Origin of the sequence: Clavibacter phaseoli (genome assembly GCF_021922925.1) — a bacterium.
GTDB lineage: Bacteria > Actinomycetota > Actinomycetes > Actinomycetales > Microbacteriaceae > Clavibacter > Clavibacter phaseoli.
In genome coordinates, this window is the sequence record NZ_CP040787.1 from 58,779 (window position 1) to 83,069 (window position 24,291).

A 24,291-nucleotide genomic window follows, 5' to 3' on the forward strand; every position below is an offset into this window, starting at 1 on the left:
TGTGCGCTGGCGCCTCGTCGACGGCGATCCTGGCCGGACACGGTAGGCGAGCTGGTGGCGGGACACGTTCGACCGGGACTGCCCATCGGAGCACGGATCAGGGACCGCGGACGGGACGGCGTCGTGCCCATCCCCGCGGTGCGAGGACCGACCGGGTCAGCACGGAGGCCTCGTCGCGTCGTCTACAGGAGCGGGAACGCATTGCCGTTGATCAGCAGGACGTCGTGGTCGCCCCCGACGTCCATCGCGTCGAGGATGCGGTCGACCGCATCCTGACCGTGGTCGTCCTGGTCGGCGCACGTCGGCGCGAGCACGACGGCGGCGGTCAGGAGTCCGCAGGCGAGCGCGGCGGTGACGGCGGGGTGGGGGTGCATGTCCAGGCTCCTCATCGTGTCGGCGGGATGAACGTCTTCGGCGGCGGTGGTGCGGGTCGAGCCGGAGAGGGAGCAGGCCGGTCGATGGCCTGCTCCCTCCCCTGTCAGCGGCAGCTGCGCGCGGCGTAGGCGGCGCTCTGCTGCACGGTGCTCGTCGTGCTTCCCGCGGTCGATGCGGTGACCGCGACGGTCCCTGCCGCGATGGAGACCGCCCGCGTGGTGGTGGCGGTCGTCGCCGACGCTCCGGGAGCGACAGCCCTCACGGTCTTCGTGCCGTAGGCGGTCTCGGTGGTGACGTCGATCGCGGCGGGGCTCTCGTTCTTCACCACGGTGCTCAGCACGACCTTGCCGCTGACGCACCGCGTCGAGGCGGCCGAGGAGACGGTCACGTTCGATCGGACGGTCACCTTGGTCGTGACGGACCGGAAGGCCGGCGCGACCTCCTCGTCGGGGGTGACGTCGAACACCGGTCGGCCGTCGGCGGCGTAGTGGATGCGGATCAGCCGGGTGTCGCGTCCGTCCCCACCGACCCCGTTGCCCCACGTGTGGTACACGTACACGTCGTTGCCGTCCTCGTCCTGCGTGACGGCGCCGTGGCCGGGCCCCTGCTCGTAGGTGCGGTAGTCGACGACGCCGTCGGGCATGGGGACGCTCGACAGCAGCGCAGCGTCGTACTTGGTCCAGCTCGCGATGTCGGTCAGGTCGCTCCCCTCCGCGGCCCAGGCTCCGCCCACGATGTACTTCGGGCTGACGCCGCTGCTGGAGTACACGAGGGTGATCCGCCCGTCGCGCTGGATGGCGAACGCGCCCTCGGCGAGATGGTCCTCGAACGTCAGCGAGGGGACGACGATCGGGGTGGGCTCGCCGATCACGCGAGTGGGGTTCGCCGGGTCCACCTTGGCGATCCAGGTCGCGGGATCGCTGATGCCGCCGTCGAGGTACCGCTGTGACCACGCGTAGTACGCGGTCCCGCCGGACTCGAAGTAGGTCATGTCGAGGCTGATGTTGCGTCCCGTGCCGCTGCGGCCGAGCGGGCTCGAGTCGCTCCTCACCACCGCGCGGGGCGCCGACCAGTCCGCGGGGTTCGCGGGGTCGCCGCCGTCGCGCAGCTGCATGATGTGCGCCTGCACGGTGAACCACGCGCCGCCCTGGTTCGACTGGTCGTCGTCGGGGTTGAAGCACGGGGCGAACAGGATGGAGAGCTTGCCGCCGATCTCGTGGATCTCGGGGGCCCAGTAGCAGCCCGCGATCACCCTGCCCTCGGCGGTGCGGTCCTTCCGCGTCGTGCGGTTGAGCAGGTCGACCTCGCGGCCGCGGCCGCCGGCGTCGTCGCTGAGCTGGGCGATGGAGTCCGCCACCCGGATCGGGAGGTGCTGGGAGGCGACGTTGTCGTTGGCCGTGTCGTCGGTCGCGGTGAAGAGGTACTTCGTCTTGCCGCCGCGCTCGTACCGGTAGATGGTCGGGTCGGCGCGGTTGTAGGCGAACGGCTCGACGTACTGCCGCTGGCGGACGGTGCCGGAGAGGTCGTACGTGCCCGGCCCCTTGGTGGCGAGGTCGGCGAGCTGCTGCGCGTTCCAGTCGACGCCGAGGCTGCCGGTCGACCCGTCGGCGTAGGACAGCCGGGCCTTCACGCCGGATAGGGCGGCGGTGCCCCCCTGGTCGATCGTCTGCGGAGCGACCGAAGAGCCGGTGTTGACCGTGCGGCCGAACGTCTTCGTCAGCGCGTCGGCCGTCGAGGCCGAGACCGTCAGCGCGCCGCCCGGGAGGGCGTCGGCGACCCGCCCGGCGAATCCGGAGAGGTCGGGGCCCGCGACAGTGGCGGGGCTTCCGCCGAGGACCGCGCCGCGGTTCCCGTCGGTCACGACGACGCTCCTGCGGCTGCCGTCCTTCGGCCAGAAGGGCTGGGCGCGGAGCTCGGTGCGGGCGAGATCCGTGACGGTCGTGTACTTCGCGGCTCCGGCCGCGTCCGTCCACGAGACCAGGTAGCGCTTCTGGTCGGTGTCGTACACCGCGCGGGGCGAGACGACGCCCCCGGTGGTGCCGAGGTCGATCAGGCCGAGCTCGGTGAAGTCCGTCGCGGTGGCGTCGGTGGCCTTGAACACGAGCGCGCTCGAGGCCTCGGTGCCGTCGGGGGCGCCGTTGTCCCGGACGCGGGTGGCGAGCACGCCGACGGTCCCGTCGGCGAAGGTGAACAGCGACGGCGCGGCGATGGCGCGGTGTTCCACCTTGTCGGTCCCGACGAAGACGCCCTCTGCATAGAGGACGCCGCCATTGCCGGCCAACGCGTTCGCGGTGCCGGCGGATGCACCCAGGGCCAGGTGCATGCTGCGGGCGACCGCGTCCTGGTTGGCCTTGAGCTCGCCCGTGGGCGTGCGGGTGTAGGCGACGACGGTCTTGGCCGTGCTGGCGCTGAGGATCGTGGTTCGGAACGTCTTCGTCAGCGTGGTGGCGCCGACCTTGACAGTCGCGGTGACCGCAAGCGCCCTGTCGGTCGCCGTGTCGTTGACGAGGCGTCCACCGGACACGTCGGCGCCGTCGGCGCTCCACGACACCGTGTACCCGGCGACGGTGGGCAGCGCGGTGCCGGATGCGACGGTCGGGGGGACGACGAGGGCCGTGCGCAGGCGCGCGGTCGCGTCGGCCTCCGTGTCCGCGGCGACGGTCACCGAGCGCGCGGTGCCGGTGGCGGTGGCTCCGGCGAAGGTCGCTGTCGGCGTCAGGCGCACGGTGGCGTTCGCTGATCCGGGTGCCGGGCGGCGCACGGTCCCGTCGGTGCCGATCATCGACGGGTCGCTGCTCGTCCAGGTGAGGACCGAGCCGCCCGCGCCGCGCGTGGGGAGGGCGATGTCACCCGTGACGGGCTCGGTCACCGAGATGGTCGCCGTCGCGGCGTCCGACGCCGCGATGACGGAGGCCGCGGGAGCCGCGTCCTCGCGCACCTGGTCCTGCGAGAGCGCCGCGGGGTACACGTGCACGTCATCCAGAGCGCCGGCGAAGAGGGGGTCGGGTCCGTAGAGCGACTTGCCCAGCAGGCCGGAGAAGGTCGCGGTGCCGATGGTGGCCGCGCCGGTGGCGGAGGTCGGGGTCGTCTGCGCGAGCCGGCCGTCGACGTAGGTCGACACGCTGACACCGCTGCGGAGCACGATGGCGACGTGGCTCCATCGACCGGATGCCGCCGGACCGGTATCCGCCGCGCGCTGCTCGGAGCCGTTCTTCACGGCGCCGATGAGGTTCCCGCCGCAGTGCGGCGTGGTGAAGAGGTACCGCTCGGTCGACTGCCCGAGCGAGTACGCCCAGCTGCAGCTCTGACCGCCGTCCCAGCGCAACCAGGCCGACATCGTGATGTCGGTCGTCGAGGCCGAGGTGAGACCCGGTGCGATCTCGGCGAACGCGGCGGAGCTCCCTGCCGCGCCTCCCGGGAGGCGGAGCGCGCGGTCGGTACCGCCGCGCGGGCCGGCGACCGTTGTGGCGCCGGTCCCGCGGACCGTGGCGGACCGGCCAGCGACGGAGTCGGTGAAGCCCGTCCCCGCGGCGAGGGCGGATCCCGCTGCGGCGGTCGAGGCGAAGTCGTAGGAGAGGATCGGGCTGGGCACCGCGGCCTGTGCGGGTGCACTGCTGAGCGCAGCACCCCCCGCTGTCAGTGTCGCGGCGACCATGAGGGCCGTCGTGCGTCGGAACCGCATCGTTCGTCAACTTCCGTCAGGGGTGGTGGCGGGGAGCACGGGCCTTGCGGGCCGTGCTCCCCGCGGGGTGGGAGCCTCGGGCTCCGTGGTGGAGGAGGTCCGGGAGGGGGATCAGGGCCCCTCCCGGATCCCGGTCTAGCGGCAGGCGATCGCCGAGTAGGGCGCGGTCACCGTCCGGGAGCCGGAGGCGGCCTTCGACGTGACGCTCAGCTCGCCGGCGCCGATGGAGACGGCGCGGGTGCTGAACGCCGCGGTGACGGTCTTGCCGGGAACGACGCCCGAGAACGTCCTGCTCCCCCACGGCGAGGTCACCGTGAGCTCAGCGGTCGTGTCGCTGGCGTTGGTGGCGGTGCCCGTCACCGTGACCTTGCTGGCGACGCATCGGCTGGAGGCCGAGGCCTGGACGGCGGGTCCGGGAGGTGCCGTCGCCGTGACGGTCGTGATGGCCGGGGTCGCCGCCGAGTTGGCGAGCTGGCCGCGGACCTGGACGGTGTCGCCGGCCTTCTTGAGCGAGCTAAGGTCTGGGGTCTCCCAGGTCACGGCGACCGTCTCCCGGTGGCCGTCCTTGAACGACGCGCCTACCGTGGCGGGCAGGTCGACGGTGGTCGATCCGGCCGGCACGGTACGGGCGACCGCGTCGACCGAGGTGACCAGGAGCGACGGGTTCCACTTCGCCGCGAGCGCGTCGCGCTCTTTCGCGGTGATGGAGATGACGGATCCGTGGCGGGGCGAGGCCGGCAGCGAGAAGCTGCCGGGGATGGTCCACTTGATGTCGCCCTCGAGCGAGTTGGTGCCGAGCGGGATGTAGCCGCGTCCGCCGTAGTTGTCGGTCCAGAGGAAGTACTTGTACCCCGCCCGGTCGCCCTCGTTGGCCTTGAAGATCTCGGGGCCCTCGACCTCCGGCGTCCCGGCGTCGCGGCCGATGCAGGTGTCGATCAGGCTCCAGGCTCCGGAGGCGGTGGTGGCGCGCAGGTTCGTCGACTTCTGTCCGATGATGTCGGGCGAGGGGCAGCCGGTGGTCTGCGTGCCCTTCGTGAAGCGGTAGTAGGTGTCGCCGTCCTTCAGCATGGTCGCGTCGATGAGCCCGTTGCTCTTGTTGAGCGTGGGGACGTCAGCGGCCTTGAACCAGACCTCGGGGGTGGTGAAGTCACGGAAGTCGCGGGTGATGGAGGTGAGGATCTGCGGTCCGTTGCCGTCCTCGACGTTGCGCGTGCTGTCGGTGAACAGGGCCGAGGTCCAGTAGACGACGTAGGCGTCGATGGTGGGGTCGTAGCTGGCCTCGGGCGCCCAGGTCATGCCCGCGTTGGGCAGGTTGACCTCGATGTGGCGCTGCTGGCCCCAGTTCACCAGGTCGGTGGACTCCCAGATCTCGAGGTGGCGGCTGCCGCGATTGGTCGATCCGCCGAATCCGGTGGTGCCCACGGAGAGGTCGGTGGCCATCAGGAAGAAGCGGTCGCCCTCCTTGGAACGGAGGATGAACGGGTCGCGCAGGCCCTTCGTGCCGAGGGTCGAGGTGAGGATCGGCTGCGCGTCGTTGAGGGTCTTCCAGTTCAGCGAGTCGTTGCCGTCGGAGGTCGCGAAGCGGATCTTCTCGCCCTCGACGCTGTCGCCCGTGAAGTAGGCGAACATGTACGCGTCGAGGTCGCTCGCGGCGACGGGGGCCGCCGCCGGGACGGTGCGGGTCAGCTGCCGCACGACGGCCGCCGTGCCGGGGACGGTCACCGTCGCCGTGAGCGTGACGCTCGTGTCGGCTGCCGGTCGCGTGACCGCACCCTTGACGACGACGTTAGGCGCGGTGCCCTTGTCGGCGGAGGAGATGACGGCCTCGTTCGAGGAGGTCCAGGTGATGACGGCGCTCGAGCTGCCGGCCCGCGAGGCCGTGGCGGCGACGTCGGCTCCGGTCGCGGGCAGGGTGAGGCTGCCGCGCACCGGTCCGGCGAGTGCGGGGTCGGCGCTGACGGCGTCGGCCACGGTCCGGGCGAGCTCGGACTCGGCCGTCTGGCCCGCGGCGTAGGCCGGCACGGTGACGGTGGTGGCCTGGCCGACGACGGAGGTGCCGCCGTGGACGGCCGTGGGGGTCAGCGTGACGGTCGCGTCCGGGTTGCCCGCGGCGGGTCGGATCACGACGCCGGTGGTGCTGACGGTGCCCGGGGCGCTCGATGCCCAGGTGATCGCGGAGCCGTTGGCACCGGTCGTGGGCAGGGTCAGGTCTGCGGTGACGGAGGAGGTGTCACCGAGCGAGATGGTGGCGTCCTTGCCCGCGAGCACGGAGTGCACGCCGGCGGCGCTCTGCTGCACCTGGCCGGCGGTCAGCGCCGAGGTCCAGACCTCCATGTCGTCGATGGCTCCTGCCCAGTAGGCGTCCGCGCCGTAGAACGACTTGCCGAGGAAGCCCGAGAAGGTGGAGGTGCCGATCGCGGACGCGGCGGTGGAGGAGGTGTTGCCCTGGCCGACGAGAGCGCCGTCGAAGTAGGTGGAGACGGACTGGCCGCCCTTGACCACGACCGCCATGTGCACCCAGCGGTCCGTGGCGACCGGCGTGTTGCCGGCGCCGCGCACCTCGGAGCCGTTCTTGATCGCGCCGAACCCGGCGGGTCCGCACTTCGTGGTGGCGAGGACGTGGGAGTCGACGCTCGAGCCGAGGGTGAAGGGCCAGGTGCAGTCGGGGGCGCCGCTCCAGCGGAGCCAGGCGGACATCGTCACGTCCTGCGTGCCGGCGGGGATGAGCCCGGGCGCGATGCGGACGTGCGGGGCGGCGGACGTGCTGGATCCGCCCGGGAGCGAGAGCGCGCGATCGCCGGGAGCTCCGGAGGGGCCGGCGACGCTGGTCGCGCCGGCGTTGACGAGGGTGCCGGGGTGGTTGCCCGGCGCCGCGTCGGCGATCACGGCGCCGTTGCCGAGGGTCGCGTCGATGGCGTCGAACGAGTACTGCATCGCGGGCGCGGGGACGGTCTCGGCCGCGCCGGCGGCGCCGATGGGGCCGAGCACGCCGCCGAGGGACACGGCGGCGATCGTCAGCGCGGCGCCCGCTCGAGGGAGGCGTGAGCGCCGGATGCGCTCCTGCCGGAGGGTTCGTGACATGGAGGTTCCTTCTTCATGGTGGATGGCGGTGGAGGGGAGTCGAGGCGCACGCCGGTCGACGGGTCGCCGGCGGGTGCGGGTGGGGAAGGGCTCCGCGGATCAGGGCGGCGCGGGCGCCGACTGGCGGCGGCGGCGGAGATCACCGCGGTGGCGGACCCGATGCGGGAGTCACGGCGTCTGGCCGTGCGCCCTGCAGTCGAGCGGGAGCCCGTGTGCGACAGCCGGATGGCGGGGCTAGCCGCGATGGAGTCCGGGTGGGCGGGCGCAGCGATCGGCGGGGGGAAGGTGCGGCATCGTCGTCATCGACGGTCCTCTCAGGTTCTTCGTCGAACCGGTAGATCGGGGTGTCTCGCACGGGACGGTGTCCCGCTCGACCACTGCCGGTCACTGTATCCATGTTTGTTACCGTGAACAACAGTGGTGGTCGTCCGGGCGTGATCCGGACACGTGCGCGTGCCACGGATCGCGCGACCGGCTCCCTCATCTCCCCACGAGGGAGTCAGGCCCCTGCCCGACCTCCCTGGCCGGGGTGCTCGACGTGGCCCAGCGTCCGAGTCCGAGAGCGCCCGGCCGGATCTCGACCTCCCGCCCGGCGAGGCGCACGGGCGTTGCATCCGGACCGCCGCGCACGCGCGTCGGCCGCCTTCTCGTCCGGTATTCCCAGCGCTCGTCCGCGTCCCTCCGGCGACGCCTGGCATCTCCCCCGACGAGAGTATTAACGTGAACAACCAGCCGGTGGATCCACCGGGACGTCATCGACGACGAAGAATCGGAGAACAGCATGCAACGACGCACTCGACACTCCCTCCGCACAATGACCCTCATCGCCGCCGCCGTGGCGGCCACCACCCTCGGCGGAGCGCTCCCCGCGCAGGCCGCCGAAGGGGAGATCACCTACACCCTCGTCCGCTCCGCGAATCCCACCGCCGACGAGCAGGACGCCTATGCGCGCATCACCGCCGCCATGGACCAGGCCGTCGCCCGGTACAACGCCGAGTCCGACATCACGAAGGTGATCGAGGTCTCCTACGCACCCGGCGTCCCGACGGCGGAGGGCAGCACGAACGGCGACCTGCGCTTTGGGTCGAACCGCAGCTACATGGTCGAGGGCACGGCCCTGCACGAGATCTCGCACACCATCGGCGTCGGCCTCAGCGGCGGCTGGTCCGCGCACTGCGTGGGCGGCGTCTGGAACGGGCCCACCGCGACGGCGCTCGTGCAGTCGTACGACGGGTCCGGCGCGCGGCTCTCCTGCGGCGGCTCGCACATGTGGCCCTACGGCCTGAACTACTCGAGCGAGTTCTCCGACACCGCGTTCACCCGTCACGTCGACGTGGTGGAGGCCATGCTCGCCGACGGGCTCTAGTCCGACCCGACCCCTCCGACTCGATCACGTCGAGACCGGAGGCGTCGTCGATCGGCGGCACCCGGGCCTGCCCGCTCGCGGGAGGCGGGGGCGCCGCCGATCGCGGCGCAGATGAACGAGAGGACGCCCATGACGACCGATCACGGGCCCGCCGCCGACGGGTCGACGCCGCCGACGCCGGCCGTGTACGCCGACGACCTGTCGGACGAGACGCTCGCTCGCCTCATCGACGCGGTCATGCTGCTGGCTGAGGACCTCCACATGTCGGCCACTCCGTGGTGGGAGCCCCTGACCGGGCTGCAGATCCTGCTCCTGCGGACGATCGCCCGCACGGGAGGGGTCACGCGGACGGATATCGGGCGGGACTGCCGCACATCCCGCGCCGCGGTCTCGCCGGGATTGGCGTCGCTCATCCGCCAGGGCTACGTGACCGAGGCCGCTGCCGACGGCGACTCCGTCCTCACCCTGGGGACCGCGGGGCGCGACATGCTGGATCGGATCGGCCGCGCACGGGTCGATCTGGTGCGCCGGGCGCTCCACGAGCGCCCGCGCCTGGGTGCGGATTCCGCCCGGCATCTCATCGCCTGCATCGAGCACCTGCGACGGTCCGAGGACCTGGCCTCCGGAGACCGCGGCCCCGGTCCCGGCCCCGGCCCCGGCCCGTCCGAGGGTGCTGTCCGCTGACGACACCCGACGTCACATGGGCCCCGCCCCTCGGAGGCCGTGCCCTATCGTGAGCTCGTCATGGTCATGCGGCAGCTCCTTCTCCGCCGCGACGGGTCCTGAGCAGGTAGGCGCCCCCGTCGCGGTGGTCGTGCTGCCTGCGCAGATCCCCCTCGTACGGAGCCGCTGATGACCCATCCATCCCCACCGCCTGCTGCCTCGCGCGTCTGGCGCCGCAACCTCCTCGTGTGCGCGCTCGGCTCGTTCACGACGATCATCGGCATGACATTGATCCTGCCGATCCTCCCCCTCTACGTCCGGGACCTCGGCGTCGACGACCCGCGTGAGGCCACCCTCTGGTCCGGCATCGCCTACGCGGCGACGTTCCTGACCGCGGCGCTGACGGCCCCGCTGTGGGGCTACCTCGGTGACCGGTTCGGGCGGAAGCCCATGCTGATCCGCGCGAGCCTCGGCATGGCCATCGCCATGTCGCTGATCGGACTGGCCCAGGACGTGACCCAGCTCGTGCTGCTGCGCCTGCTCGTCGGGCTCCTCGGCGGCTACGCGTCGGGATCGACGATCCTCGTGGCCGCCCAGACCCCGAAGGAGCGCTCGGCCTGGGCCATCGGCGTCCTCTCGTCCGCGATCATGGCCGGCACGATCGCCGGCCCGCTGGTCGGGGGGACCCTCGCGCAGTCCATCGGCGTGCAGGGCGCGTTCCTGGCGACGGGCGGACTGATCTTCATCGCCTTCATCGGCACCAGCGTGTTCCTCCGGGAGGTCCCCCGGGACGGCACCGCACGCGCCGGCTCGCGGCGAGCGGGGTCCTGGGCCGCCGTGCCGCACAAGCTGGCGATCCTCGCCCTGCTGAGCCTGTCGACGCTGCTCACCTTCGCGACGATCTCCGTGGAGCCGATCATCGCATCCCACGTCCAGAGCCTCACCGGCTCCACCGACGGCCTGGCGATCTCGTCCGCGGTGGTCTTCTCGCTCACGGCGCTCGGCACGATCCTCTCCGGCCCGAACCTCGGACGCATGGCCGACCGGATCGGGCACATGCAGGTCCTCGTGGTGAGCCTCGTCGCCGCGACGCTCCTCCTCGCGGTGCAGGCGCTCGCGACGGATCTCGTCACGTTCGCGATCCTGCGGTTCCTCACCGGCGTCGCCCTGGGCGGGATCACACCGAGCGTCGTCGCGACCATCCGGCGGCTCCTCCCCGACACGAGCGTCGGGCTGGTGCTGGGGTACAACGTGTCCGCGCAGTACGTCGGCCAGGTCGCCGGCCCGATCCTCGCGGGCGCGATCGGCAGCACCGCAGGCACCAGCGCCGTCTTCCTCACCACCGCGGGGGTGACCGCCGCAGGTTTCGTCACGGCGGCGGTCATCCGGCGGCGCTCCCGCGCGCAGCTCGCCGCGTAGCACCGCCGCGAGGAGCTCGCTGAGACGAGGAGGTGCACGACGACGACGACCGCGCCGGCCGCCCTGCATCAGGTGGCACGGGCGAGGAGAGGGCCAGGGGAGCGAGGAGCACTGAGCGTCCAATGCTCTTGTTACCGTGAACAATCTGCACTACGTTCAGCGTGTCGATGAGGCCTCACGTCCTCTCCCACTCGACTCGCGATGCGCACTCGCGCCTCCGCTCCCCCGCGTCGGGTTCATGGGTGAATCCGGAGAGGAACCGTCAATGTCGACGTCCCCCCTACCGAAGAGGCTCGAACCGAGGACCATGCGCGTGCCCGTCGTGGCCGGCGTGGCGTCGATCGCGCTGCTGGTCTCGTGCGCCGTGCCCGTGGTCGCCGCGTCGGCGGCCGACACGGTCCCGTCGCCCGAGCAGAGCCTCCTCGCCGACTTCACCTTCGACGCCGCCCCCACCGGCGGGGCGTTCGTCGATCGCACGACGCGTGCCTCCGTCGTCGGTGCCCCGGACCTCGTCCCCGGCAAGACGGGCCAGGGGACGGCAGCGCGCATCTCCTCCTCGTCGTGGCTCGACCTCACCGCCACCGACGGCAAGGCCGTGCTGGCCGGCCGTCAGAGTGTGACGATCTCGTACGACAGCAAGCCCGACTCGGCCTCGAACGCCGGGTGGACGGTCTTCGCGGCGCGCTCCGCCACGCGTCAGGAGTACGCCCAGGAGCACTATCTCGGCGTGCTCGACCGCACATCCGGGGTCACCGTCGAGCGGTACGACAACGCCACCGGGCGCAACACCTCCGGCAACCTGGACGCCCCCGCGGCGAACGCGGAGTGGAAGCACGTGGACCTGGTGGTCACCGCGACGACGACGCGGCTCTTCGTCGACAGGAAGCCGGTCGCCGTCAACGCATCCGGGATCCCGCTGACCCAGATCCTCGGATCCTCCGGCGGCGTCCTGCAGGTGGGCAAAGCGAACTGGGGCGGCGGCGAGTACTTCTCCGGCCTGGTCGACAACCTGCGCATCTACGACCGGGCGCTCTCCGGCACGGAGCTCGGCGCGGAGGCCACGGCCCTGCCCTCCGACGTCGGAGCCGCCCTCGCAGTCCCGTCCACCGTGCTCGGCGACCTCCCCTCGCGCGTCCTCGGCAAGCAGGTGACGTGGGCCGCCACGGGCGCCGGCGCGAGCCGCGTGCAGGCGAACGGGGCGGTGGACACCACCGGGCTCGGCACCGGGACGGCGGCCGTCACGCTCACCGCCACCGTCGAGGGCTCTGCCCAGACGTACCGGTGGGACAGCCGCATCGCCGCCGCCGGCGGCCGGATCGCCACGTACGTCAAGACGGTGACGACCACCGACGGGACGAAGGACGACCCGCTGGCGTACCAGGACGACCGCCGGGCGGACGCCCTGTACGCCGCCGCGCTGCCCGCGGGCAGCACCACCTGGGAGCCGTTGAACCGCGCCCAGGCGATCCTGTACGTCGGCAACGACGGCGACCAGGGCGCGCGACCGAACGCCCAGGTGGGATCCCCCGGCCTCTTCCGCTTCGCGAACGGCGCTCTCGGCGCCGTCTCCTCCCAGAACAACGCGACCGACTCCATCTACGTGTGGACCTCCCCCGAGGGACGCACCTTCACCCAGCAGCGGGCCGTGCGGATCGCCCCCGGCTCGGTCGTGAGCGACCCGCGGATCGTGTTCGACGCCACCAGCCAGAAGTACAAGGTCTTCTGGACCGATCTGCTCACCGGCGAGGGTCGCGTGACGGTCCTCGCGGACCTGACCACGAGCACCGCGCTCGGCGTCACGTCGAAGGCCGACGTCCGAGCCCTCGGCGTCCAGGGCGCGGGACTCCCGTCCTGGGCCACGCAGGACCAGGCGAGCGACCTCGCGCTGTCCACCCCCGAGTTCGAGACCTTCTACAAGAACTACGTCGACCTCCGGAACACGGGCGTCGAGAAGATCGACGCCTCCGTCGCCCAGGGCGCCGGAGCCGGCGGTGTCGCCGCCGCCCTCCCGAAGCAGGCCTCCCTCACCTACAACGACGGGTCGAAGAAGAGCCTGAACGTCGACTGGCAGGACGACCTCTCCGGCGTCGACACCAGCAAGCCGGGCACGTACCAGGTCTCCGGGACCGTCCAGCAGGACCCCGAGGAGATGGTCAGCGACGCCCGCGCCGATCCGTTCGTCTTCTTGAACCCCGACGACGGCTACTACTACCTGACCGGGTCGCACTACGGCCAGCCCTCCACCGGACCGATCGAGGAGAGCTCGAGCTACCGCAAGATCGGCCTCAAGCGCGCCACGACCCTCGCAGGGCTGCAGGACGCGCCGGAGCAGATCGTCATCGATCCCGACAAGGGCACACCCGGCAAGCAGGCGCAGTACCCGAACACCTTCTACGGCTGGGGCGGGTACATCTGGGCGCAGGAGTTCCACAAGATCAACGGCACCTGGTGGATCGTCGCCGGCATGAACAAGGGCTACGCCCCCGTCGGCGGCTGGTGCGACAACACCGTCATGATCCCCTACACGGGCACGGACGCGTCGATCGCCGCCGGCGGCTTCCTCGACCAGTCCAATTGGGGCGAGCCCGTCGTCCTCGACGGCGCCGCGTTCGACGTCAGCTACTTCGAGCGCACGGAGGCCGGAGCCCAGCAGGGCTACTGGATCATGCCCAACGGGGGCCAGATCCTGATCGGCAAGGCCAAGATGGGCCCGAAGGGCACCGTCCCGCTCGTCGACGGCCAGCTGACCCGGGTCTACAGCGAGTCCCAGCCCTGGGAGAGCGGCAAGCGCTCTCCCACGCCCAGCGACACCTCCGAGGGAGCCGATCAGGGCATCGTCGAGGCGCCCTTCATGGTGCAGCAGGGTGATGCGATCTCGATCACGTACTCCGGCGGCACGGTCGACAAGTACTACAGCCTCGGGCTCCTCACGACGACCGCGAACGCGGACCTCCAGGACCCGGCCAGCTGGAAGCAGACCGCCTTCCCGGTGCTCGACACGAACGACACGTCCACCGGGCGGATCGGCGCGGACGAGACCGCGTACTACACGAAGAAGCAGGCGGGCACGGGCCACAACTCGTTCGCCAAGGACGAGTCGGGGAACCTGGTGCTCGCGTACCACGCCCGCCCCTACCCGGACCCGCATACGGCGACGGACCCGCAGGGCGCCGGCGGGCTCTTCGACTCCGACCGCAACACCTGGTTCAAGGCGGTCAACGTCCGCGCCAACGGCACGCTCGACCTGTCGCTGACGAAGGACCAGGAGGTGGCGCCCGCGAACCGGACCGTCACCGCCACGGTCGTCGTCCGTGCGGCTACCTCGGCCGTGACCTCCACCGCCACGTCGCGGTGCGTCTCGGGCAAGGCCGTCGTCACGATCGTCACCAAGAACACCGGGGCAGCCACGGTCGTCACCTGGGCGACGCCGTGGGGTGAGCGCACGCAGAGCATCGGGGCGCAGAAGACCGCCACCCTGGCGATCACCACGCGGGCGACGGCGATCACCGCGGGAACGCTGTCCGGCACTGCGGTGGCGGGGACCGTCAGCACACCGGTCACCACCGCCTATCCCGCCGCTCGCTGCGGCTGAGGCTGAGTCTGACGGGGTGCGGGGCTGACCGGAAGGTCCGCCCCGCACCCCGTCCACCCGTCCTCCCTCCCCCCCGACATCGACCCCCGACGGATCACGGCCGGCAGCGCCGTCGTCTCGCCTCGCACACGAAGGACCTCCCATGAGAATCCCCCCGCGGTGGAGCACCGCTCTCTCCGGTGCACGCCGGCGCGCGATGCGGCCTGAACCGGCCAGCCACCCCATCCGTCGATCCCCGCTGCGGGCCGCGGTCGCCGCGATCGGCCTCGGGGCGGTGCTGGCCTCGGGGCTCGTCGCCCCCGCCGTCGCCACGGCCGCGGAGCCCGTCGTCCCGACCTCGGGTCTCCTCGCCGACTACCGCTTCACGCAGGCGAGCGGCACGTCGGTGCCGAACGCCGCCGGTGGCGCCGTGGGTGCCGCCCGCGTCGTGAACGGGAGCGACGCTCTCTGGACGGGGACGTCGCTGCGTCTCACGGGCGGCGCGAAGTCCAGCGCCGCACCGTGGGTCGAGCTGCCCGACGACCTGCTGACCGGGAAGACGTCCGGGACGGTGACGATCGAGACCCGCGCGGACGCGTCGATGCTGGACACCTTCCACTTCCTCTGGAACATCGGCAGCGACAGCACCTCGCAGTACTGGTTCGCCTCCGTGCGCGACAAGGTGCGCACCGCGATCACCACCACGGGCGGGAACGGCGAGAACAACGCCCGCAGCGCCTCCGGGATCTCCGCCGACCGCTGGTACAGCCTCACCTCGGTGATCGACGCCGGCGCGGGGACCATCTCGTTCTTCGTCGACGGCGCGCGCGTCGCCTCCGCTCCGACCGCCCTCCGGCCGTCGTCGGTGGCCGACCAGTCGCTGAACACCATCGGCCGGGCACCGTATCCCGACCCCTTCTACGCGGGCGAGGTGTCGACGTTCCGCGTGTACGACCGCGCGCTCACCGGGGACGAGGTCGCGGCCGTGTCGAACGTCGACGCGAAGCTGCACGCATCGTCCTTCACGGCGGCGACCTCCGCCGTGCTGTCCGGGGTCGCGGCCGTGACGGTCGACGACTCGACGACGAACCTCCCCGACTACGGCGGAGCCGTCACCTGGGCCTCGAGCGACCCGACGCTGCGCATCGCCGCCGACGGCCGCACGCTCACGGCCGATCGCCCGGCCGCCGGTCAGGCGGCGCGGAGCTCCACGCTCACGGCGACCGCGTCGATCCGAGGCGTCGCGCAGTCGCGCCAGGTCGCGGTCACCGTCGAGCCGCAGGTCGGCGTCGACACCCCGTACGGCTACATGATGGTGCACTTCGTCGAGGACGCTCAGGGCTACGCCGAGAAGATCTACCTCGACGTCTCCCGCGGCGACGACCCCGAGAAGTGGGACCCGCTGAACGGCGGCAAGGCCATCCTCGCGTCCGACCTCGGGACGACCGGCGTCCGCGACCCGTACCTCACCTACAACCCGCAGACGAAGAAGTACTACATCATCGCCACCGACCTGCGGGTCTTCGGCGGCGACCGCGGCACGGGCTCCTGCACCACCTGGTGCTACTGGACCACCCAGGGCAGCACCAAGATGAACGTCTGGGAGTCGACCGACCTGGTGTCCTGGAGCGACGTGCGCCAGTTCGACGTGGCGCTCGACGCCGCCGGGAAGAAGACCCTCGAGGCCGGCATGATGTGGGCTCCCGAGGCGACCTGGGTGCCCGACTACGCCGGCGCGGGCAAGGGCGCGTTCGTCGTCTACTGGTCCTCGACCGTCTACCCGGACGCCGGGCACGCACCGGGCTCGGGCGCGTCCCGGGTGCTGTGGGGCGCGACCACCGACTTCACGCAGGCCACCTACTCCTACGGCGGCACGTTCATCGACACCGGAGCCGACGTGATCGACACGACGATGATCCAGGACGGCGGGACGACCTACCGCATCTCGAAGGACAACGGCACCGGCCGCGGCATCTACATGGAGTCGACGACGGCGACGCAGTGGTGGCTCGCGACGACGAAGTGGACGCAGCTGCAGGATCGGATCGGCGCCGTCTGGTCCGGCGGAAATCCGAGCGGTGTGGAGGGTCCGGCAGTGTTCAAGGACCACGGCGCCGATCGCTGGTACCTCTACGTCGACGTCATCCCCGCCGCCGGCTACCGCCCGATGGTCACGAACGACCTCGACGCCGGCTGGACGCAGCTGGTCGACCCCGGCTTCTCGCTCGCGCCGTCAACAAAGCACGGTGGCATCGTCTCCCTGACCGCTGGCCAGTACGCCGATGTGCGCGCCGCGGACGCCGCGTCCGCCGTGCGGTCCGACCTGGGCGAGGTCGGGTCGATCAGCGCCCTGCCCGCGCGCACCGACGTCGTGCTCGCCTACGGGCGCGGCACCGCCTCGCAGCCGGTGACCTGGGACACCTCCGCGGTGGGCACGGCGCCCGGCCGCTACCCCGTCACCGGGTTCGTGCGCACAGTCGGCGCGAACGACAACCAGTGGATCGGGGTAGGAGGTTCGACGGCCTACGACGCGTCGGGTCGCGTCCTCTCCAGCTCCACGGCGGTGCGCGTGACCGCGACGGTCGTGACCGCAGCGACCGCCTCGCTCACGGCCTCGACGCGGTGCGTGGCGGGCAAGGTCGTCGTGACCGGCGTGGTGCGGAACACCGGCACCTCGCCGCTGTCGGTCGTGATCGGTTCGGCGTGGGGCTCTTCGCCGACGCTGACGGCGGCTCCTGCGGGGAACGCCACGCACGCCTTCACGACGCGCGCCACCGCCGTCGCTGCGGGCTCACTCACTGCGACGGCCGCCGGCGCCAGGCTGACGGCCGCGTACCCCGCTCGCGCCTGTGGGTGACGCGGGACCCGACGGGCGGGGACAGCGAGCATGAGCCGGCGATCCCAAGAACTCCTCTGGTCGCAGACAGGTGCGCTCCTGCCCGCCGTCGCCCGCCTCGTCGTCAGCCTGTATCGACCGCACCTCACGCCGCTGCGCCTGACCCATCCGCAGTTCCTCGTGCTCCTGGTCCTGGAGCTCGGTCAACCTCGAGCGGTGACGGAGATCGGGCAGCTGCTGGCGCTGACGCCGGGCACCATGACACCGATCGTGAAGCGCCTCGAGTCGCTCGGCTACGTCAGTCGGGCGCGAGCGACACCGGATGGGCGTCGTCTCGCCGTGAGTCTCACCGATTCGGGCTTAGCGCTCCTGCCGGATCTGCAGGACATCCGCCAGCGGGTCACGGAGCTCGTTGGGCTCTCTCCCGGTCAGCGTCAGCTGCTCCAGACGGTCATCGCCGGGTTCCCGCACGCAGTACCGGAGGCCGGGGCAAGCCGCTCGGATGAGATCGTGCTCGACAGGTAGGACCAGAGCACGTGACCACGTCGACGACAACAACAACAACTCCCGATGCCTCGTCGTGTGGGCGGCAGCCGTACCACGATGCATCCGGCATCCCTTCCGTTTGAGTGACCGCGGTGAGCTCGAGCGTTCCGCTAGTCGCATCATTGGCGGGCGGCATCGACAAGGGAGAGCCCCCAGGTCGAGTTCAAAGGGCATCGACCCCAGGCTTGCCGCTGAGATCTGGACAAGGGTCCGTATCGAAGAGCAGCGTTGACAACGTCTCTGGTGGGTAGGCCACCATCGCGGTGATCATCTCCGGTTCCCCGTGCGCGGGGGTCGTCGGCATGCCGACGAACTGCTCGGGTGCCATGTCGGCGGACATCCGGCTGAGCGCGGCCGGGAGGATCGTGTTCGTCAGGATGCCGTGCGGGGCCCCCTCGAGGGCGACGACGTTGGCGAGGCCGAAGACCCCGCCCTTGGCGGCGGCGTAGTTCGCCTGGTGGATGGAGCCGAAGAGGCCGGCTGCGGACGAGGTGAACACGATGCGGCCGTACCCGTTCTCCCGCATGTTCGCGAAGGCCGGCTGGGTCACGGAGAACGCGCCCTTCACGTGCACGGCCAGAAGCGCGTCGATAGCTTCGGGGGTGAGGTCGGCGAACGCGGCGTTGCGGATGTTCCCCGCGTTGTTGATGAGGATGTCGACCTTGCCGAACGCGTCGATCGCGGTCTGCACGATGCCGCGGCCGCCCTCGGGGGTCACGACCGAGTCGTAGTTCGCGGCCGCTTCGCCGCCCGCGGCCCGGATCTCCTCGACGACGTCGTCGGCCATGGCGGTGCCGCCGTTGCTCCCGCTGATGTCGCCGCCGAGGTCGTTGACGACGACCTTGGCGCCGCGACGGGCGAGCTCCAGCGCGTGAGCACGCCCGAGGCCTCCTCCCGCTCCGGTGACGATCGCGACACGGCCGGCGAATGACACTTCAGACATGCTTCTCTCCTTCGAGACCCAGGACATCCAGGTACGCGACACAGTGTGCCACTTTGCGCGTGTGTGTCACCTGGCATTCGGGATACTGGACCAATGGCAGCGGAGACGGGCGCGGTGGATCGCGGAGCGCGGATACCGCTGCGCACGCGTCGACGCGACGCCACCCTGCAGGAGATCGCCGACGCGGCCCTCGAGCTGTTCGAGAGCCAGGGCTACGCGGACACCACCGTCGAGCAGATCGCCGACGCCGCGGGGATCTCCCTGCGCACCTTCTACCGGCACTGCTCCGCCAAGGACGAGGTCCTGACGTCGCACCTCGCATCCGGGCCGTCGGAGCTGGTGTCCGCTGTGAAGGGCCACGCCGACCTGCCCCTCGTCGACGCCGTCGTCGCGGCGTTCGTCGCCGCGACGACGAATTCATCGAGGCGCCGGGAGCTGCGGATCGTGATCGAGACGCCGGCGCTCCGCGCGGCATGGCTCGCCGCCGGGCGGGAGGCGCAGGACGATCTCGTCGACGTCATCCGCGACCGCTCCCCTGAGCAGTCCCCTCTGCACGCCCGCGCTCGAGCCGCGGCGATCACGGGCGTGCTCACGATGGTGCTCGAGACCTGGGTGTCGGAGGACGCGGGGGATCTCGAGTCGCTGACCCGGGATGCGCTGCGCGTCGTCGGACTGGGGTAGCCGTCGCGACGGCTCCGCGAGAACTCGGCGGCACGGTAATCACCTGGTCGCGATGAGCCGATTGCGTCGATGTGCCGCGAGGCGCTGGTGGACAGCCCGCGGTGCGACGGACGGGGCTCGTCTAATGTCAGGACCCTCATCAGGGCGGCGCCCTGCGAGACAGCCTCGCAACGCGGCCCCCACCGCCTGTAAGGCGACCCACGCGCGGCGGCAGCCACGACCCCTTCCTCGACCGACCACCGGATGACACGGAGATGCACCCATGGACACACCCGACCTCGCGTTGAACGACGGACGCACCATCCCGCAGATCGGACTCGGGACCTACCCGCTCACGGACGACGAGGTCCGTGAGGTGGTCGTCACGGCGGTCGAGGTCGGGTACCGGCACATCGACACGGCCGCGATCTACGGCAACGAGCGGGGGGTGGGCGAGGGCGTCCGCCGCTGCGGCCTACCGCGCGCCGAGCTGTTCATCACGACCAAGATCGGCAACGACGACCACGGTCGCAGGAGGACCCGCCGCGCGCTCGAGGAGTCGCTGAGGCGTCTCGGGGACGACCACGTGGAGCTCGCCCTCATCCACTGGCCGATGCCGTCGCAGGACCAGTACGTCGAGACGTGGGAGACGCTCATCGAGCTCCAGCGCGAGGGGAAGGCGCGGAGCATCGGCGTCTCGAACTTCCGCCCGGAGCACCTCGACCGGATCATCCAGAGCACCGGGGTCACGCCGGCGGTGAACCAGATCGAGGTCAACCCCGTCGTCGCCCACCGGGAGCTGCGCGCGGCCACCGCCGCCCGAGGCATCGCCGTCGAGTCTTGGTCTCCGCTCGGACCCTCGCTGGACCTACTCCAGCACCCCGTCGTCCTCGACATCGCCGAGCGCAGCGTGAGCACGCCCGCCCAGGTGATCCTGCGGTGGCACCTCGCCCACGGGCTGATCGTCATCCCGAAGTCCGCGTCTGAGGATCGCCTGCGACAGAACCTCCGGGCTCTCGACGCGACCCTCAGCGCGGCCGACATGGCGGCCCTGGACGGCATGGATCAGGGATCGGCGGCGCGCTACGACCCTCCCCTCGCGGGGGACTGATAGTCACCCCCCGGTCGCGGGACTACGCCCCGAGCCCGAGGAACGCCGCGGAGAGCACGAACGGCGGGAAGTCGGTGACGCCCGAGGCGAGAAAGGAGAGGATCACCGGGTTCTTCACGACGGCCACGGCGACCACGACGCCGATCACACCTGCCGCGACCGTGGCGAAGATGCTCTCCATCATCACAGCGAAGAAGATCCGACCCGCGCTCGCGCCGAAGCTGCGGCGCACCCCGATCACGCGGATCCGCTGCTGCACGGTCACGAGCGAGAGGTTCACGAGGCTGAGCGCCCCGAGGAGCATCACCAGCCCGGCAACGGCGCCGACGAGGATCTTGATGGACCCGAGCGGATCGTAGGAGAAGACCCCGCGATCGTGCCGCCCACGTCGACCTGGACGCCGTCGGGTACGGCCGCCACCAAGTCGGATCGGATGGCGGTCGCGAGCCCGGGGGCCTCATGCTCCGGGACCCAGAACTCCATCTGCGGGACCCTGGCGTCCAGCGCGTCCGAGCTCAGCGACGCCCGCGCGGCGCGCACCTGGCTCCATGACAACGGACACGAGGTCAGCGTGCAAGGTGGGGGTGCGCGGGAGGATGTCCGCGCATCTGGTTGTTCCGCTCCGGGATCGGTAGCCCCGGTCCCCCACCGCTAGCGGCGCCCTGTGTCGGTGTGCGCTCGTACACTCGCCGACGAGCGGGGACGGATGCTCCTGCATCGACAAAGCAGATCAACCGTGAGCGACGTGAAGAACACCGTCACCCGCATCGACCGACTCATCGAAAGCGTCGGGGAGTACCCTTTCGCGCATCTCGAGGTCGGCTGCTGACGGGTGCAGGTCGACGATCGCCCCATGCTCGGGTACGTGATCCGTCACTACGGTGAGTTAAGCGATCCGTTCACGTTCGAGATCTACACCGATGCCCGCAATGCCGTGATCAGCGCGTCTGGGTCCGCCCTGAGGAGTCTCTAGACTCCGCCATGGCGTAGATGATGCAGAACGGCGACCGACTTGTGACCTTCGCCGCCCGGCAGCGTGCGACGCGTCTCGCTGAGTCCGACGGTCGATCGCCGAGTAGCTGCGAGGTCGCGTAGTCGAGTAGCTGCGAGGTCGCGTAGTCGAGCAGGTCGTTGGACAATCGGCCACCCCCGAAGACGACGTTCTCTGTGGCTAGCTGATCGACTTGGAGAAGCGGCGCTCTCCCTCGTGCCGGCCCACTCCCCCACTCAGCGCTCCCGCGGATGTCAGGTCGGCTGGCGTTCGATGAAGGCGGACATCCAGGGCACGGTGAAGGCGATGCGCCCGTGTTCGGGTGCGTAGATGATGCCCTTGTCCGTGAGGTTCTGGCGGATCTTGCTGAGGCGTTGGGTGGTGCGGTCGAGGCGACGTGCCACGTCGGCGGTCCGGGATCCGGTGTCGCCGTCGGTCGCCATGGCGCGGAGGTACTCCTTCTCGAGCGGCGTGGCCCGGTCCCATCGGGTTCGGTAGAAGCCGTCGTCGAGGTGGCGGAGGGCGAGTCCCGCGCCGTTCTGCGCATCGTCGCGGGAGATCGGCGATGATGCAGCCTCGAGCCATGCTTCGGACCCGTACTCCTGGAGGAAGTACGGGTACCCGCCGGTGAGCGTCACCACGAGGTCGATGGCGTCGTCGGTCCATGTGATGCCTTCGTCGCCGGCGGGCACTGTGAGCGCAGCGGCAGCGGCTTCGGACTCGAGCTCGCGGATGTGGCGGTACTGGAACAGGCGCTCGGAGTAGGACTTGGCCTCGGCGAGGCGGGTGGGGAGGCTGGGCAGTCCGGCGAGGACGAAGAGGACCGGGCGCTGTCGTTGGGATGCGCGGTGGGCGACGGTGCAGATAGCGACGAGCTCGTCCGCGGTGAGGTCCTGTGCCTCGTCGATGAGGATCGCGAGTCCGACCCCCTCGTCGTGCACGGCATCGACAATCCCGTCGACGACCGTGGTGAGATCGAGTTCGATGTTGCCCGAGTCGGCGAGCTCAGCCTCGATGTCGTCGAGTGTGAGCCCGAACGTGGTGGTGCCGTCCGTGTCCACGCGGGCGGAGAAGGACAGGGCGGTCTTCAGAGCACGGAGGAAGGATCGTTTGCGGTTGCGCCGAGCGATGCGGGCGACGTGACTCTGGAGGGTCGAGGAGAGCGCCCCGCGCATGGATGTTCCGGCAGCTGCTTCGATCTGGGCGACGATCCACCCGGATGCTTCGGCCTCGGCGGACATCTGGCTCAGCAGGACGGTCTTGCCGACGCCCCGGAGCCCGTAGAGGACGAGAGAGCGTGGGGCGCGACCAGCGGCTGCCCGTGCGACCGAGACGTGCCATGCCTCGAGCTCCGCATCCCGGCCGACCAGCGCTGGTGGTCGGGCGCCGGCGCCGGGTGCGTAGGGATTCGTCGTGCCGTCCATATTGGATCTCCCCTTGTCTCTCCTGGTCTGTCAGATCTTGACAGAGATGGGGATACATCGGGAGATCGGCCCCATCGCTCCAGCGCACGATCAGTGCAAGTGCTCACGGACTAGCAGAGTGCTAGCCATCTGCATTCGCGAGATCTGTACGGCCATCGGAAAGCATCCCGACTGGTCCGCGACGCAGTCCGCCAGCCGCGAGTTGCAGCTATGCGCGTCAACCGGCGGATGCACCCTCCGAGGACAGGCATCTTCGAAATGAGCATTCCGACTTCCACCACTCCCCCGGCCATGCACACAAGCCCTCAGGCTCAGCTGCGCCGCCATTGCCCGACCATCACCTCATGCAGAAGACACCTGCCCAGTCCGCGGTCCCCGGCACGCACACCTTCCATGAGCATTTACTAGCAGATTGCTAGCACTCCGATAGCAGGCGCAGAGGCTCAGCGACTGAGGTGCTCATCACGGAGGACCTCGAGCCCTCGGCGCAACGCTCGCAGCGTGGTGGCGTGGTGCGTGCGCTCTTCGAGGGCGGCGACCTCGGCGAGGAGTTTCGGGAGGTCCTCGTTCGGGTAGCGGATGAGGGCGTTCTTAGGCCAAGAGCGCTGCTCCCCCACAGCCGGCGCAGGTTGGCGGTCACCGGACGGCACGGCTGAGGGTGCCGCTGGTTCCGGCGCGGGCGCGGGCTCATTGCTGCGCGCCTCGGCGGCGGCACCGAATGCTTCGATGCGGGCCTCGCGGTCACGTTCCTGCTGGGTCCTCTTCTTGATGGCCATTACGCCGTCACCTCCGCTGCGAGTTCCTGGATCTCGGCACGTGCCTTGGGGTTGCTCCACTCGACGACACCGCGTCCCTCGCCGATGACGTCCCGGTAGGCCTTCCGTTCGAAGACGACGGTCTGCAGGGGTCGAAGGTCCGGGTAGTCCGAGAGGTAGTCCTCGGAGTCGGCTCGTTCGGTGACGCCGGGGTTGGTGGGGACCTGTGTCAGGAGACTGCGGACGTCGAGCCCCGGGTTGAGGTCCCGTGCCTGTTCGACGAGCTCGCTCATGTGCGGCAGGGTGTCGAGATCGAACTGGGACGGCCGGACCGTAACGATCATCTTGTGCGCCACGACCATGCCGGTGCGCATTTCCTTGCTGTCCTTGCCTGCGACGTCGACGATGACGACCCCGTACCTGCTGTTGAGGTCGTTGAGGGTGCCGCTGATGTTGCCGAGCTTCTCGATGCAGGCGATGGCGGGTGTCAGGCCGGCGGCTTCGCGGTCTGCGTGCCATCGAGCGGAGGAGCGCTGTACGTCGGCGTCGACGAGGACCACGTCACTCCCCTGTCGGGCGTACTCGGCCGCGAGGTTGGTCGCGATCGTCGACTTCCCTGCGCCGCCCTTTTGACTGCCGACCAGAAGAATCATGTCGAGGCGTTCCCCTCTGTAGCCCTTGCATAGCACTAGCAGGCTGCTAGCAGTGTCATAGTACTAGCTCGTGCAAGTGTGAGAGGTGCCTGGAGGCGGTGTGTCCAGACCGACCTGCCCCAAGTCGCCATCTTCGAGACACTGCTATGCAAGTGCTAGCAGTTGCATAGCGCTACGGCTGATAGGAATGCAGGGCGGTCTAGCAATTTGCATCC

General features: G+C 70.5%; 16 protein-coding genes. 8 read left to right on the plus strand and 8 right to left on the minus strand.

Features of this window, described 5'->3' with window-relative positions; all coding sequences use genetic code 11:
* Nucleotides 1-182: 182 nt before the first annotated feature.
* The 3 genes from FGI33_RS15200 to FGI33_RS15210 all read right to left on the minus strand — a co-directional run bounded on the left by FGI33_RS15200 (nucleotide 183) and on the right by FGI33_RS15210 (nucleotide 7,138).
* On the minus strand, nucleotides 183-374 hold the full coding sequence (locus FGI33_RS15200; protein ID WP_237582611.1) for a hypothetical protein: 192 nt from the start codon (nucleotides 372-374) through the stop codon (nucleotides 183-185).
* A gap of 104 nt (nucleotides 375-478) precedes the next feature.
* Nucleotides 479-3,967: a family 43 glycosylhydrolase gene (locus FGI33_RS15205; RefSeq protein ID WP_237582613.1), complete on the minus strand. Its 3,489-nt coding sequence runs from the start codon at nucleotides 3,965-3,967 to the stop codon at nucleotides 479-481.
* Between the two features lie 225 nt (nucleotides 3,968-4,192).
* Nucleotides 4,193-7,138, minus strand: coding sequence for an immunoglobulin-like domain-containing protein (locus tag FGI33_RS15210; protein WP_237582487.1), 2,946 nt, complete (start codon nucleotides 7,136-7,138; stop codon nucleotides 4,193-4,195).
* 814 nt (nucleotides 7,139-7,952) lie between these two features.
* Here FGI33_RS15210 and FGI33_RS15215 point away from each other — a divergent pair.
* The 6 genes from FGI33_RS15215 (at nucleotide 7,953) to FGI33_RS15240 (ending at nucleotide 17,518) form a co-directional block, all read left to right on the plus strand.
* A complete protein-coding gene (locus tag FGI33_RS15215) occupies nucleotides 7,953-8,504 on the plus strand; it encodes a hypothetical protein (RefSeq protein WP_237582489.1) in 552 nt (183 codons plus the stop codon).
* Between the two features lie 183 nt (nucleotides 8,505-8,687).
* On the plus strand, nucleotides 8,688-9,188 hold the full coding sequence (locus tag FGI33_RS15220; protein ID WP_237582490.1) for a MarR family transcriptional regulator: 501 nt from the start codon (nucleotides 8,688-8,690) through the stop codon (nucleotides 9,186-9,188).
* A 168-nt stretch (nucleotides 9,189-9,356) separates the two neighbouring features.
* On the plus strand, nucleotides 9,357-10,586 hold the full coding sequence (locus tag FGI33_RS15225; protein ID WP_237582491.1) for an MFS transporter: 1,230 nt from the start codon (nucleotides 9,357-9,359) through the stop codon (nucleotides 10,584-10,586).
* A 313-nt stretch (nucleotides 10,587-10,899) separates the two neighbouring features.
* On the plus strand, nucleotides 10,900-14,178 hold the full coding sequence (locus tag FGI33_RS15230) for a family 43 glycosylhydrolase (protein WP_237582492.1): 3,279 nt from the start codon (nucleotides 10,900-10,902) through the stop codon (nucleotides 14,176-14,178).
* A gap of 196 nt (nucleotides 14,179-14,374) precedes the next feature.
* The gene (locus FGI33_RS15235; RefSeq protein ID WP_237582494.1) at nucleotides 14,375-17,014 is read left to right on the plus strand and encodes a LamG-like jellyroll fold domain-containing protein; all 2,640 of its coding nucleotides are present in this window, start codon (nucleotides 14,375-14,377) and stop codon (nucleotides 17,012-17,014) included.
* A gap of 30 nt (nucleotides 17,015-17,044) precedes the next feature.
* Nucleotides 17,045-17,518, plus strand: coding sequence for a MarR family winged helix-turn-helix transcriptional regulator (locus tag FGI33_RS15240; protein ID WP_237582495.1), 474 nt, complete (start codon nucleotides 17,045-17,047; stop codon nucleotides 17,516-17,518).
* 184 nt (nucleotides 17,519-17,702) lie between these two features.
* On the opposite strand, the gene FGI33_RS15245 is transcribed toward FGI33_RS15240, so the two are convergent.
* On the minus strand, nucleotides 17,703-18,482 hold the full coding sequence (locus FGI33_RS15245; RefSeq protein ID WP_237582497.1) for an SDR family NAD(P)-dependent oxidoreductase: 780 nt from the start codon (nucleotides 18,480-18,482) through the stop codon (nucleotides 17,703-17,705).
* 93 nt (nucleotides 18,483-18,575) lie between these two features.
* On the opposite strand from FGI33_RS15245, the gene FGI33_RS15250 reads away from it, so the two are divergent.
* Both FGI33_RS15250 and FGI33_RS15255 read left to right on the plus strand, forming a co-directional pair.
* A complete protein-coding gene (locus FGI33_RS15250) occupies nucleotides 18,576-19,163 on the plus strand; it encodes a TetR/AcrR family transcriptional regulator (RefSeq protein WP_237582499.1) in 588 nt (195 codons plus the stop codon).
* 262 nt (nucleotides 19,164-19,425) lie between these two features.
* Nucleotides 19,426-20,253 (plus strand): aldo/keto reductase, encoded by an 828-nt coding sequence (locus tag FGI33_RS15255; RefSeq protein WP_237582500.1) that lies wholly within the window; start codon nucleotides 19,426-19,428, stop codon nucleotides 20,251-20,253.
* Between the two features lie 22 nt (nucleotides 20,254-20,275).
* Here FGI33_RS15255 and FGI33_RS15260 read toward each other — a convergent pair whose 3' ends face one another.
* The 4 genes from FGI33_RS15260 to FGI33_RS15275 form a co-directional block, all read right to left on the minus strand.
* Nucleotides 20,276-20,557, minus strand: a complete 282-nt coding sequence (locus tag FGI33_RS15260; RefSeq protein ID WP_237582617.1) for an FtsX-like permease family protein — start codon at nucleotides 20,555-20,557, stop codon at nucleotides 20,276-20,278.
* Between the two features lie 941 nt (nucleotides 20,558-21,498).
* Nucleotides 21,499-22,668 carry an ATP-binding protein gene (locus FGI33_RS15265; protein ID WP_237582502.1) on the minus strand — a complete coding sequence of 390 codons (1,170 nt, stop codon included), beginning with the start codon at nucleotides 22,666-22,668 and terminating at the stop codon, nucleotides 21,499-21,501.
* A 443-nt stretch (nucleotides 22,669-23,111) separates the two neighbouring features.
* A complete protein-coding gene (locus tag FGI33_RS15270; protein WP_237582503.1) occupies nucleotides 23,112-23,444 on the minus strand; it encodes a hypothetical protein in 333 nt (110 codons plus the stop codon).
* Complete coding sequence (locus FGI33_RS15275) at nucleotides 23,444-24,076, minus strand: AAA family ATPase (RefSeq protein ID WP_237582505.1); 633 nt, start codon at nucleotides 24,074-24,076, stop codon at nucleotides 23,444-23,446. Before FGI33_RS15275 ends, FGI33_RS15270 begins: the two co-directional genes overlap by 1 nt.
* Nucleotides 24,077-24,291: the final 215 nt, after the last annotated feature.

What these genes read in the sequence shown, in the direction of transcription:
- FGI33_RS15260 (WP_237582617.1), bottom strand. Translation starts at nt 20,557, where the DNA reads ATGCTCCTCGGGGCGCTCAGCCTCGTGAACCTCTCGCTCGTGACCGTG.
- FGI33_RS15270 (WP_237582503.1), bottom strand. Translation starts at nt 23,444, where the DNA reads ATGGCCATCAAGAAGAGGACCCAGCAGGAACGTGACCGCGAGGCCCGC.
- FGI33_RS15275 (WP_237582505.1), bottom strand. Translation starts at nt 24,076, where the DNA reads ATGATTCTTCTGGTCGGCAGTCAAAAGGGCGGCGCAGGGAAGTCGACG.
- FGI33_RS15200 (WP_237582611.1), bottom strand. Translation starts at nt 374, where the DNA reads ATGCACCCCCACCCCGCCGTCACCGCCGCGCTCGCCTGCGGACTCCTG.
- FGI33_RS15245 (WP_237582497.1), bottom strand. Translation starts at nt 18,482, where the DNA reads ATGTCTGAAGTGTCATTCGCCGGCCGTGTCGCGATCGTCACCGGAGCG.
- FGI33_RS15250 (WP_237582499.1), top strand. Translation starts at nt 18,576, where the DNA reads ATGGCAGCGGAGACGGGCGCGGTGGATCGCGGAGCGCGGATACCGCTG.
- FGI33_RS15240 (WP_237582495.1), top strand. Translation starts at nt 17,045, where the DNA reads ATGAGCCGGCGATCCCAAGAACTCCTCTGGTCGCAGACAGGTGCGCTC.
- FGI33_RS15210 (WP_237582487.1), bottom strand. Translation starts at nt 7,138, where the DNA reads ATGTCACGAACCCTCCGGCAGGAGCGCATCCGGCGCTCACGCCTCCCT.
- FGI33_RS15255 (WP_237582500.1), top strand. Translation starts at nt 19,426, where the DNA reads ATGGACACACCCGACCTCGCGTTGAACGACGGACGCACCATCCCGCAG.
- FGI33_RS15225 (WP_237582491.1), top strand. Translation starts at nt 9,357, where the DNA reads ATGACCCATCCATCCCCACCGCCTGCTGCCTCGCGCGTCTGGCGCCGC.
- FGI33_RS15215 (WP_237582489.1), top strand. Translation starts at nt 7,953, where the DNA reads ATGACCCTCATCGCCGCCGCCGTGGCGGCCACCACCCTCGGCGGAGCG.
- FGI33_RS15265 (WP_237582502.1), bottom strand. Translation starts at nt 22,668, where the DNA reads ATGGACGGCACGACGAATCCCTACGCACCCGGCGCCGGCGCCCGACCA.
- FGI33_RS15235 (WP_237582494.1), top strand. Translation starts at nt 14,375, where the DNA reads ATGCGGCCTGAACCGGCCAGCCACCCCATCCGTCGATCCCCGCTGCGG.